This is a genomic window from Psychromonas aquimarina ATCC BAA-1526 (assembly GCF_000428725.1).
GTDB classification, from domain to species: domain Bacteria; phylum Pseudomonadota; class Gammaproteobacteria; order Enterobacterales; family Psychromonadaceae; genus Psychromonas; species Psychromonas aquimarina.
Genome location: NZ_KE386792.1, coordinates 126,432 through 138,713, shown reverse-complemented (window position 1 = coordinate 138,713; position 12,282 = coordinate 126,432). Strand labels below are relative to the sequence as shown.

Below are 12,282 nucleotides of genomic sequence, written 5' to 3'. Positions count from 1 at the left end.
ATTTCTACAATTAGTTGTATTTTTCAAAGCAGACTCAGGCAGATGTAATCTGAGTATAATTAAGGAATAACAAATGAAGTCACTGGGTGATTTAATGCAGATCTATGCGGATCGTTATAACCTCAACGATCTTGAGGGGATAAAAGAAACGGCGGTTCCCGGTTTGTGTTTTTACCGCAGCAGCAAAGGCAATCAGCGTCAGCCTTTTGTTTATCAGTCGGGCATTATTGTGCTGGGGCGAGGGCGTAAACAAATTCATATTGGTAGTCAGCCTGTGAATTACGGGCCGGATGATTATCTGGTTGTTGGTGTTCCCATGCCGTTAGAATGCGAAGCCTTTCCTGAAGAGAATGAACCGTTATTGGGTTTAAGTATTAATGTTGATTCAACTTTACTGCACCGCTTAGTGAATGAGCTTGAAGGTGCGGGTTTTCAAGCACCCTGCAGCTCAAATCAGGAGGGATTTGGGTTAACCTCGGTAAAAATGGCCGATGATATGCTGGACAGCTGCAAACGGCTGATGCTCGCACTGCATAGTGAGCTGGATACGAAAATATTAGGCGAGTCTTTATTAAATGAGATTGTGTATCGAGTACTTACGGGGTCTGAAGGGCATGTTTTATTTAATCTGGCGCATCATGACGGGCAGTACGCAAGAGTGGCTAAAGCGTTGAATAAAATGCACCGCTCTTATGCTGATGGATTAACGGTTCAGCACCTGGCAGAGGAAGCCAATATGAGCATATCAGCGTTTCATTCAGCCTTTCGTAAAGTGACCTTAGAATCGCCTCTGCAGTATTTAAAGAAAGTGCGTTTAAACAAAGCCAAAGAGTTGATTCAACTGGAAGGGCGGCGTGTGAATGACGCCGCTCATTCTGTAGGTTATACCAGTACCTCTCAATTCAGCCGGGAATTTAAGCGTCACTTTAATATGACGCCGAAGGGAAGTGCCGCCTAATGTTGTTGACGAGAAGCTGGGAGCTTTTATCATATCCTTAATAATCATGGTGATATGATATAAAAAGGTTTGGTGCTCAGTTTTTTTCAATTCATCCTTTCTAAAAAGTGTTATTCAGACGTTATCCTTCCCAGCGGAAATATTGCCGAAAGTAGCCGTTGACCAGATATTAATCCAGCCCTGCACCGAACTGCCGATATAACAATAGTGGTCACTTGTTATGGATCTTGTTATATGAAGAGTGCAGAGCAAGGTATAACGCACTGATGAGGCGGCAGGAGATAAAACAGAGGGCAATAACCATACTCAATATAGGGTGGTGTAATAGGGGGTAATAGTTATATTCAGGATCGAGCCTAATATGTAAACATGGTGTCAGTATTTTATTCGTTTACTAAAGCAAACGGCCGGGCCTGATATTACCTCAACAGGTGATGCCTATATGCGTGAAGTCTGGCTGATGTCTGTATTCTTCAAAAGTTCGGCTGTCTTGTCGTCTTACTTACATTCCTTATAAGGGGTGAGTTATGAGTGATATTATAATGGAATCTTTTGGTGCCGTATTTGCCGGCATCATCTTATGGGTATTAACCTACAACATGGGGGTTAAAAGTGCTCTTCAGCTGCCGGGTTCTAAATATATCTTAACTGGCTTTTGCCTGCTTTTTTTCGGTATGTTGATCGATATTACGGATAATTTCCCACAATTGAATCATTTGGTAGTCATTGGTGATACTGAAATTGAAGCGTTTCTAGAGAAAGTAGTTGGAACCTTATTCGGCCTGTTATTCGTGGCAATTGGTTTTTACCTATGGCTGCCGAGTGTCATTAAGCTTGAACAAACAGAAAAAGAACTTAAATCTTTAAATGCTCAGCTTGATATGCGTGTGCAGAAACGCACTAAACAACTAGAAAATATCAACGAACGTTTACGCTATGAATATGACAAGCGTAAAATTTCAGAGAAGAAGCTCAGAAAACAGGCTTTATTTGACGGGTTAACTGGTTTACCTAATCGAATTTTAATGCTCGAACGCCTAACCCAGCTTATTGACGAAGCTAAACGTAAAAATAACAAAGTCGCCGTTTTGTTTCTTGACATAGATTACTTTAAAAAAGTGAATGATACCCTTGGTCATAAAGCTGGAGATGATATTTTACGTCAGGCGGCTGGGCGTATATCTGCTGAAGTTCGCAGTTATGATACGGTCGCCAGGCTTGGAGGAGATGAGTTTGTTGTTATTTTAGGCGGCATTTCGGAGGCTTCTACAGTAAGCATGATAGCTGAAAAACTGGTCAGTCAATTTAGAATTCCATACATTATTGACAATCGCGAATTAACCTTGACTGTCAGTATTGGAGCATCGATGTTTCCAGATGATGGTGAACTTGGGACGACACTGCTTTGTAATTCTGATTCTGCTATGTATCAGTCTAAAGAGGCCGGGCGAAATACTTATTCTTATTTTACAGATAAAATGAATGCAGAAATGTCGCGTAGACTAAATTTGGAAAACGAAATACACGGCGCCCTTGAGCGAAATGAGTTTACTGTCTACTATCAACCTAAAATTAATATTAGTACTAATAAATTTACCGGAACAGAAGCTCTCCTGCGCTGGTGTAATCCTGTATTAGGTAATGTCTCTCCTGCTGAATTTATTCCCATCGCCGAGCAGAATAGTTTAATTGTGCAGTTAGGGGAATTTGTTTTAAACGAAGCGATGCGCGATACAGCAGAATGGCAGCAAAAATATGATCCGGACCTAACTGTTGCGGTCAACTTATCGCCGCGTCAGTTTAGAGATCCAAATCTAATCGACTATATTGAAAATACTGTTAAAAAACACTTTTCTTCAGGGAGCTGCTTGGAATTAGAGATCACAGAAGGTGTACTGATGGGCGGGCAGTATATTGAGGATGCGCTTAAAAGATTAAGTGAACTAGGCGTGAATATTGCGATGGACGATTTTGGTACGGGTTATTCTTCACTTAGCTATTTACGAAAATTTCCATTTAATGTGCTGAAAATTGATAAAAGCTTTGTTGATGACATAACGACTTCTCCATCAGACCAGACATTGATAAAAGCAGCGGTAGCTATGGCGCACGGGCTGAATTTAAAAGTAATAGCTGAAGGTGTAGAAACAGAAAAGCAGCTTGAGTACTTAGAAAAGCTCGATTGTGATTATGCCCAGGGTTATTTTTTCAGTAAACCAATCCCGTTTGATAAAATGGATAATTACTTAGCATCATACAGCAGTACTTGTCCCCGGAATTTTGTGCTCTATGAAGTGAGTAACGGCTAAATCGAACTTGTAGTAGAACAAGCCGGGTCATACCTTAATGCAGTTCCGTCCGGAACTGCTCTTTAATCTTAATGTTTTTCTGAAAAATCCAAACTAAAGGCCCTGACGATTTACATATGCAGGCCGGTTATTGTTGTTGATGTTATTTTGACTGATTGCCTGTGCCGTCTAATATATTGCTGTATTTGTGGACATACTCAATGAATTTATAAAGAAAAAGAGTAGAGTTAATTTTTATGTTCTATTTTTACCTCGTTGATATTAATAACAATAGCTATACGTTATTAGCTTAAATTTACAGGAGTAAACTCAATGCCGCTTCATGCAAAAGACTCAGTTAGAGATGACCTGCTTGATGATGTCTATTCATCACACGACCTTTCTTTATCAATGCCCAAGTATAAAATGCCGGAAAATGAACATGACCCTCGCCATGCTTATCAAGTGGTTCATGACGAGTTAATGATGGACGGTAATTCTCGTCAGAATCTGGCGACGTTCTGCCAGACATGGATAGAGGATGAAATTCACAAGCTGATGGATGAGTGTGTCGACAAGAACATGATCGATAAAGATGAATATCCGCAGACTGCCGAAATTGAAGCGCGCTGCGCACATATGCTGGCAGAGCTTTGGAACTCCCCCGATGCAGAAAATACTTTAGGTTGTTCTACCACCGGCTCTAGCGAGGCCGCAATGCTCGGCGGCATGGCATTAAAGTGGGCGTGGCGCGAAAAGATGAAAGCGCTGGGTAAGCCGACCGATAAACCTAACCTGATCTGCGGCCCGGTACAGGTATGCTGGCATAAATTTGCAAGATATTGGGATGTAGAGCTGCGTGAGATTCCTATGGAAGGCGGGCGCTTAATTATGACAGCAGAAGAAGTGATCAAGCGCTGTGATGAGAACACCATAGGTGTTATTCCCACCCTGGGTGTTACCTTTACCTGCCAGTATGAACCTGTTAAGGCGGTTCATGAGGCGCTGGATCAACTGCAGAAAGATACGGGTTTAGATATTCCTATGCACGTAGACGGTGCCAGCGGCGCATTTGTAGCCCCGTTTTGTGACCCGGAACTGGAGTGGGATTTTCGTCTGCCCCGTATTAAGTCTATCAATGCATCGGGTCATAAATTCGGACTGGCGCCGTTAGGAGTCGGCTGGATAGTATGGCGCGATGCCTCGGCACTGCACGAAGATTTGATTTTCCACGTCAATTACCTGGGGGGCGATATGCCCTGTTTCGCGCTGAACTTTTCTCGATCCGGCGGACAGATTGTTGCGCAGTACTATAACTTTTTACGTTTAGGTAAAGAAGGCTACCGCAAGATTCATAATGCCTGTTACGAAACCGCGCATTATCTTTCTGCTGAAATCGAAAAGTTAGGTATGTTCGATATCATCTATGACGGACATGGCGGTATTCCTGCTATGAGCTGGTCTTTGAAAGAAGGTGTTGAGCCGGGCTTCAACCTGTTTGATTTGTCGGACAGAATTCGCTCTCGAGGCTGGCAGATAGCAGCTTATGCGATGCCGCCAAAACGAGAAGATCTGGTCATTATGCGTATTCTAGTACGTCACGGCTTCAGCCGCGATCAAGCCGATCTGCTGGTTAACGACCTGCAGCGCTGTATCGCCTTTTTTGCCAGGAACCCGGTTGTCCATGGCAGTAACTCAGAAGAGTCTTCCGGATTCAATCACGGATAAATAGAGGTGATTCATATTTTAGAGGCACAGAAGTCTGGCGCCTCTTATCTTTAAAGTCGGGGCATCCATTTATCATATCTTAAAAAATAAGGGGGATATGATGAAAAAGGTTTGGGTGTCCCCGATTTTTTCTCCCGATTTTTTCATTGTGATTTTTAAGCTAGGATGATTGAAATATGTGAAAGTGGGCAAGGTGTTTTCGCAAAATTAGTGGCAGCTGGTTTTAAATGCCCTGGAGAATTAAGCAATTTAACCTTTAATATTATTAAAGATAATATCCACCCAATAGTGAATTAAAAAGATGAAAAATTTTATATTAGAATATGGTGAAGGGAACTCGCAACTGTGCGGATTATATAATGAGTTAGCATTTTATTGTGTTGCTGGTAAGTACTTACGTATTGTTTCAATTACTGAAGATAAAGTTATAATAAACAAATTAACGGGTAAGCGTGATATTTATGAAGCGATCCCAGTTAGTGATGATGGAGAATGGTTTTATCTTTGTGAGAAAATATATTCATTAAAAACAGGTAAAGTAATTTGTAAATTAGAGGGTAAACCCCCAACGGAAAAATGGCTTAATGCTTTTTTTACCGAACAATATTTATATACCCCCGTTTCTCCCGGAGAAAGTGCCAGTGTAATAAAAAAAGATCTAGTCACTTTTAACGAAACAATGGTTGAATTAGGTGAAGCAATTTATCGAAGTAAAAATTGCTATATTGCAATTACAGATACCAAGGTCGAGTGTCGTGAAATTAATACCGATATTAAACAATGGACCTTTGAATTAGATAAAGAGCTAGTTGAACCTGGTTGGTTAATACCTGTTTTAACAGAAAAGTATGTTATTTTTGTTTGTCATGATAAATATCGAGTTTTGATTTTAGACCTGAAAACTGGAGAGCAGATTCTTTATAACTGGTTTGCAGAGTTATTAAATGAAGAAGTTATACGTTCGCTTCAATTTTATTATTATAATGACAGGCTGTATTTGTTAGGTGGGGCTACAGATAAAAATAGAAGCAATTATCGAAATTTTCTCGCTTATTATGATCTACCTGGCCATACCTTGAGGTTTTATGATCAGGAGAAAAAATTAGGGAAAACTTTTTTTGTCAATAAACACGGTGTGTTTGTTAGTGCTGATAGAGTAAATCCTTTTGTATTAAATCATGATTTAGATGAAATTATCTATGATCCTAAATTAGAAGGCCCTTGTGGACGAATTGATGGTAATGATGATTATGTATTATACGGACAAGGTGAAGGCGGGGCGTTAGTAATCGATTGCCGTTAAGATACTTTATCCTCAGTTATTTTGGTATCCCACAAGCCACTGCATTGTTTCTGTTATGCCATTCGGGTCGTGTCTTGCCTTTTGCTTATACAGCCTAACCAATACGGCTACGGATTCCCCGTCCATTTTCTTGTGATGAACAGCTGCTTTAGCAAGTGAAATCCTGGATGATTTCACTAGGTCTGGCATGCACATGGATGTACTTGACTTGTACAGGCAGCACTCTTTTGCTTACTTTTCTCTTGCTGTTGAGAGAAAAGTAAAGTCGCCGACAAGGCGAAACTGCAGTGATAAATGTTACAGCAAAGGTTCACAAGTAAAAGCCTGCTTTTATTATTTACCTTGCTGAATCATGGTTAATTTTTCTCGCCAAACCGCTCAATATTTGTGATATTATCCACAACTATTTTTATGTCGAAACTTACAAATTCAATAATGGACTAGGGCGTTTTAAACATGATCCCAATTTTAAGCCACCAAGAGAATATCAAACAAGATACCTTCGCATTTCTCAAAGCGTTAAATGAAAGTGATTATTCAGGTGAAATAGCAAAAAGTTATGCCGACCGTCTGGCTGTTGCTACCGACAACAGCGTTTACCAGTGTTTACCGCAGGCGGTGATTTTTCCTAAATCGACTCAGGACATTGTTACTATTTGTAAACTGGCGCAGCTTGAAGAGTTCCGCGCTATTCGTTTCTCGCCGCGCGGCGGCGGTACGGGCACTAATGGTCAGTCCTTAACTAACGATATTGTTCTGGATCTGTCGCGTTTTATGAACAATATTCTTGAGCTTAATGAAGCTGAAGGCTGGGTGCGTGTACAGACTGGTGTGGTTAAGGATCAGTTAAATGAATACCTGCGTCCCTACGGATTGTTTTTTTCGCCGGAACTGTCAACCAGTAACCGCGCCACTATCGGCGGCATGATCAGCTGTGATGCCTCGGGGCAGGGCTCTTTAGTTTACGGTAAAACCAGTGACCATGTTTTAGCGCTGCAGTCGGTTTTAGTCGACGGCTCCGTGTTAGACAGCCAGCCGTTAACGGCGGTGGATTTAATTGAACAGGTTGAACGTCAGGACACTGTCGGCGCTATTTACCGTCAGGTGATTGAAACCTGTGACAGTAAACAGGAGCAGATTGAAAAGGGTTTTCCAAAACTGAACCGTTTCTTAACCGGTTACGACTTAAAACATGTTTATGATGCACAGACTGGTACCGTGGATTTAACTCGTATTCTTTGCGGCGCGGAAGGCTCACTGGCATTTATCACTGAAGCTAAACTGCATATTCAGAAAATTCCAACTTACCGTACCCTGTTTAATGTTAAGTACGACAGCTTCCAGTCTGCTCTGCAGAATGCACCTTTCCTGGTTCAGGCAAATGCATTATCAGTGGAAACCATTGACTCAAAAGTACTTAATCTGGCTAAACAGGATATTGTCTGGCACAGCGTCAGCAGTCTGATTACTGATGTTCCCGGCAGAGTGGTTGACGGTTTAAATATCGTTGAGTTTGTTGAAGAAGATGCTGAGATTCAGGCCGCTAAAGTAGAAGCTTTAGCCGCCCAGTTAGATGCTCTGATTGCTGATAAAAAAGCCGGTGTGATTGCTTATCAGATTTGTGATGATCTTGCTGATATCAACCGTATTTACGGCATGCGCAAAAAAGCGGTGGGTTTATTAGGTAATACAGCAGGCTCTGCTAAACCGGTTGCGTTTGCTGAAGATACCTGTGTGCCGCCGGAAAACTTAGCCGCTTATATTACAGAATTCCGTCAGTTATTAGATGATCATTACCTGCATTACGGTATGTTCGGTCACGTTGATGCCGGTGTTTTACATGTGCGTCCGGCACTGGATATGTGCGATCCGGAGCAGGAAAAAATGATGCGCCGTATTTCAGACAAAGTGGTGGCATTAACTGCTAAGTATAAAGGTCTGATGTGGGGCGAACACGGTAAAGGTTTCCGCAGTGAATACGGCCCGGAGTTTTTTGGTGAAGAGCTGTTTACTGAGCTTCGTAAAATCAAAGGCGCCTTTGATCCGAACAACCGTGTTAACCCGGGTAAAATCTGTACGCCTATTGAATCCAGTGACCAGCTGGTCAGTGTGGATGCTGTGAAACGCGGTTTCTATGATCGCCAGATTCCGGTTAAAGTGCGTGAAAGTTTTAGTGAAGCCTTAGACTGTAACGGTAACGGTTTATGTTTTAACTATGATACGACGTCACCTATGTGTCCGTCGGTTAAATTAAGCAGTGACCGCGTGCATTCGCCGAAAGGACGCGCTGGTTTAATGCGTGAATGGCTGCGTCAGTTAGCCAATAACGATATTGATGTGCTGCAGCTGGAGAGTGATCTTTTTGCCGGTAAAAACGCTAGTGTGTTTAAAAAGTTCACTAATACATTAGCTAAACGCAGGGGGGAATATGATTTCTCCCATGAAGTGATGGAAGCGATGCAGGGCTGTCTGGCGTGTAAAGCCTGTACCAGTCAGTGTCCTATTCAGGTTGATGTACCGACTTTCCGCGCACGTTTTATGCACCTTTATCACGGCCGTTATCTGCGTCCGCTTAAAGATTATTTTGTGGCTTATGTGGAGCAGTACGCGCCGCTGATGGGCAGAATGCCGGATTTCTTTAACTTCTTTATGAAGATGAAATTAACTGCGTCACTCACTGAAAAATATGTCGGTATGGTGGATATTCCGCTGCTTTCCAGCCCGACCTTAAAAGCCTCGCTGCACAAACAGGATATCACCGAGTTTGATTTAGCTAAACTGCAGGCGCTGCCTATGATTGAGCGTGAATCCTATGTGCTGATTGTGCAGGATCCCTTTACCACTTATTACGATGCCGATGTGGTACGTGATCTGGTATTAACTGTTAAAAAACTTGGTTATAAGCCGGTGATTTTACCCTTTAAACCGAACGGTAAAGCGCAGCATATTAAAGGTTTCTTAGATAAGTTTGCTAAAACAACGAAGAACACGGCAGAGTTCTTAAATAAGATGGCCGAGCTTAATATTCCTATGTTAGGCGCGGATCCGGCGATGGTACTTTGTTACCGAGACGAATATAAACATGCCCTAGGTGAGCAGCGCGGCGAGTTTAATGTACAGCAGTTTCAGGAGTGGTTATTACCACGCCTGAAAGGTAAGGCCAAGGCCAGCAAAGATAAACAGTTCTTCCTGTTCGGTCACTGTACGGAAAAAACCGCTGAGCCGACCTCCAGCGGTGACTGGGCGAAAATCTTTACCCACTTCGGCGGTCAGCTGAGTGATGTGGCGGTCGGCTGCTGCGGCATGGCGGGGACTTTCGGTCATGATGCTGGAAAACTGGCTGACTCAAAAGCGATTTACAGTCTAAGCTGGGAAGCAGAGATAGCAAAACGTGAACGTGCAGCTTGTCTAGCAACGGGTTATTCCTGCCGCAGTCAGGTTAAACGCATAGAAGGGCAGACACTGAAACATCCAGTGCAGGCCCTGTTAGAGATTTTATAAATGACAGTGTGGAAAAAAAATACAGATCTGGCGCGTATCAATGCCACCAGTGAGAATACGATAATCTCTCTTCTAGGCATTGAATATACACAGATAGGTGATGATTTTATTCAGGCAACGATGCCGGTTGATGCGCGCACGCATCAGCCTCATGGTCTGCTGCACGGCGGTGCATCGGTTGTTCTGGCGGAAACGCTCGGCAGTGTGGCTGCTAATTTAGCCGTGCCGCAGGAGAGAGTCTGTGTTGGTCTGGAAGTGAATGCCAACCATATCCGCAGCATGAAAAAAGGTCTGGTAACCGGCACCGCTACGGCTGTTCATATTGGTTACAGTACCCAGATCTGGCAGATAGAAATTAAAAATGAACGGCAGCAGCTGGTCTGTACTTCAAGACTGACTGTCGCCGTTATTAATCGACCAAAAGGCTGATATAAAAGCCAAACAGATGAAAAATAAAGAGAAACAAATATGATTAAAATTGGTGCTTATAATGAGCTGACTATCATCAAACAAGTTGACTTCGGCATGTACCTTGACGGTCTTGAAGAAGGCGAAATACTGCTGCCTCGCCGTTATGTTACAGATGATATGAAGATCGGAGACACTATAACGGTATTTCTGTACTTTGATTCAGAAGACAGACTGATTGCAACAACACAAAAAGCCAAAGCAGAAGCAGGCAAATTTGCTTCACTGAAAGTGATCGATACCAACCGCGCCGGCGCATTTTTAGACTGGGGGCTGCCAAAAGATCTGCTGGTGCCGTTTAACCAGCAGAAAATACCGATGAAACAGGGTTACGGTTACGTTGTTTATGTTTATCAGGACGATATCAGCGAGCGCTTAGTTGCTTCTTCAAAACTGGATCGTTTCTTAGACCGTGAACCTGCGAATTACCGTGCCGGTGAAAAGGTTGATCTGCTGATTGCTGACCGTACTGATCTTGGTTTTAAAGCGATCGTTAATAACAAACACTGGGGGGTATTGTTTACCAGTGAAGTGTTTGGTGAAATGGGCATCGGCAAAAAATGTAAAGGTTACATCCGCCGTGTCCGTGAAGACGGTAAAATCGATTTAAGCATGACTGAAGTGGGTTACAGTAAAATTGACGGCATGGCAGATCGTGTTATGCAGTCGCTTAATCAGCATCAGGGTTACCTGCAGCTTTCAGATAAAAGCTCGCCGGATAAGATTGCGAAAATTCTGAAAATGAGTAAGGGTAACTTCAAAAAAGCGATTGGTCAGTTATACCGCAAAGGTATTATTGATATTGAAGATGCAGGTATTCGTTTAAGAGAAGAGTAACTATATAAAAAAGGCTGTTCATGAAAATGAACAGCTTTTTTTTATAAGAAATACTCGCTTATCGTTTGTATTCTGCTGAGCGATATCTGTACATATTCCGTCAACTCCCCAGTTAAACAGTTCATTTGCCCGGTAAAATCATTAACCGTCCAGACGTTTACTTTAATACCGGTCTCTTTGAACTTCCTGACCATTTCCCTTGTTAATACTTCGTTTTGCGGATGAATATAACCCGCCCGGCAGTATTCAATAGTGCTCTAATGCTGTTTTGAAAACTTTAAAATAAAAGCGTCGTAATTTTTTACACTTAAAATAACAACGAATCCACAAAAACCATAACCTCTTTAAAAGCAAGGGGTTTGCAGTGCGGCATAATTGTTGCTGTTATTGTAATCAGTAGTATTGCTATTTTTTTTTGTCAATTGGTAACCTAAGGCTGATATAAACGAAATTTATGAACAGGCAGCCTTTATTACCTCACTTATAAGGAGGTTACATATGAACATAAAAAACATTTTCATTAAGACTCCATGTATGGCATTGATTTTACTGATCTTGTTGACAACTTCTTCTTCTGCTTCGATCATTTTTTTATCTAGTAGAGTTGATGGAGGCATTGGTTACTCGGGAAACTCCGATCCCAGCACGGGGTTTGACCGCGGCTTTGACTTTCAAACTGGTGTCGATAGAGGCGCCGCGCAGCTGCAGGCATTTAATTATGATTTATATAATCAAATGACATGGCGAATTAAAGACTATGGTGTCACTATCAAGTCCACAATGACGACAATCCCCGAAAATACTCATGCCTGGGGAGAGTCTCACTTTACATTTAGAGTACAGGGGGCTCCCGTTAAGTACACGCTTGAAGCATCTGTCGATATGATTAACACACGCTTTATGCGTTATCCAGACGGAAGTCATTTCCATGAATGTTTATCGCCTGGTTGTGAGTTTGACTGGCTGCGTGCAGGAAAAACAACGGGAATGTTGTCTGAAGGTTACATCTATGCATTAGAATTTTCTCCATCACACACAGGAGATGCTCAAAGTTCAGAATTCCTTCTGCAAGTACCTGAACCTCCAGCAGTCGTTATATTAATGCTTGCTTTTTTTGCCGTTATATTTAAGAAAACATCGATTGAAAATGTGAATACGTCAAGAAAGTATCAGTCTCTGAATGAGCACCAATAGAGATA

General features: G+C 42.2%; 8 protein-coding genes. All 8 read left to right on the top strand.

Features of this window, described 5'->3' with window-relative positions:
* The first annotated feature begins 73 nt into the window (after nucleotides 1-73).
* The 8 genes from G337_RS0122200 (at nucleotide 74) to G337_RS0122160 (ending at nucleotide 12,277) form a co-directional block, all read left to right on the top strand.
* Nucleotides 74-958, top strand: coding sequence for an AraC family transcriptional regulator (locus tag G337_RS0122200; protein WP_028865794.1), 885 nt, complete (start codon nucleotides 74-76; stop codon nucleotides 956-958).
* 527 nt (nucleotides 959-1,485) lie between these two features.
* Complete coding sequence (locus tag G337_RS27120; protein WP_051303523.1) at nucleotides 1,486-3,267, top strand: putative bifunctional diguanylate cyclase/phosphodiesterase; 1,782 nt, start codon at nucleotides 1,486-1,488, stop codon at nucleotides 3,265-3,267.
* A 312-nt stretch (nucleotides 3,268-3,579) separates the two neighbouring features.
* On the top strand, nucleotides 3,580-4,974 hold the full coding sequence (gene gad / locus G337_RS0122190; protein ID WP_028865793.1) for a glutamate decarboxylase: 1,395 nt from the start codon (nucleotides 3,580-3,582) through the stop codon (nucleotides 4,972-4,974).
* A gap of 301 nt (nucleotides 4,975-5,275) precedes the next feature.
* Nucleotides 5,276-6,277: a S1 domain-containing protein gene (locus tag G337_RS0122185; RefSeq protein ID WP_028865792.1), complete on the top strand. Its 1,002-nt coding sequence runs from the start codon at nucleotides 5,276-5,278 to the stop codon at nucleotides 6,275-6,277.
* A 456-nt stretch (nucleotides 6,278-6,733) separates the two neighbouring features.
* Entirely contained in the window at nucleotides 6,734-9,778 is a 3,045-nt protein-coding gene (gene ydiJ, locus G337_RS0122175) for a D-2-hydroxyglutarate dehydrogenase YdiJ (protein WP_028865791.1), read from the top strand.
* Nucleotides 9,779-10,207 carry a hotdog fold thioesterase gene (locus G337_RS0122170; protein ID WP_028865790.1) on the top strand — a complete coding sequence of 143 codons (429 nt, stop codon included), beginning with the start codon at nucleotides 9,779-9,781 and terminating at the stop codon, nucleotides 10,205-10,207.
* Nucleotides 10,208-10,246: 39 nt separating this feature from the next.
* A complete protein-coding gene (locus G337_RS0122165) occupies nucleotides 10,247-11,083 on the top strand; it encodes a CvfB family protein (RefSeq protein WP_028865789.1) in 837 nt (278 codons plus the stop codon).
* Between the two features lie 498 nt (nucleotides 11,084-11,581).
* Nucleotides 11,582-12,277 carry a hypothetical protein gene (locus G337_RS0122160; protein WP_028865788.1) on the top strand — a complete coding sequence of 232 codons (696 nt, stop codon included), beginning with the start codon at nucleotides 11,582-11,584 and terminating at the stop codon, nucleotides 12,275-12,277.
* Nucleotides 12,278-12,282 lie beyond the last annotated feature (5 nt).